Origin of the sequence: Mycolicibacterium komossense, assembly GCF_025822605.1 — a bacterium.
In the GTDB taxonomy this organism is placed as follows: domain Bacteria; phylum Actinomycetota; class Actinomycetes; order Mycobacteriales; family Mycobacteriaceae; genus Mycobacterium; species Mycobacterium komossense.
Genome location: NZ_JACKTY010000036.1, coordinates 1 through 333, shown reverse-complemented (window position 1 = coordinate 333; position 333 = coordinate 1). Strand labels below are relative to the sequence as shown.

The window sequence follows — 333 nt, the reverse complement described above, 5'->3', positions numbered from 1 at the left end:
GCTGGTGCCCGACCTGGAACCGGTGTCCGCTGATCACCGCTTCGATCCGATCGGCGCCCTCACGCTGGGGATCGGGCTGGTGATGCTGTTGCTGCCGATCTCCAAGGGCGGCATGTGGGGCTGGGGCAGCGGCACCACGCTGGGGCTGTTCACCGGTGCGGCAGTGGTTTTCGGCGTGTTCACCTGGTGGCAGTACCGGGTGCCCGCACCGATCGTCGACATGCGCACCACCCTGAAACGGCCGGTGCTGCTGACGAACCTGGCGTCCATCGCAGTGGGTTTCGGCATGTTCGCGTTGTCGCTCGTCGGCCCGCAACTGCTGGAGATGCCCCG

At 67.3% G+C, this 333-nt stretch carries 1 pseudogene; it reads left to right on the top strand.

Annotated features, from left to right (window positions below):
- A pseudogene (locus H7J73_RS22905) lies at positions 1-333 on the top strand (MFS transporter); the annotation flags it as partial.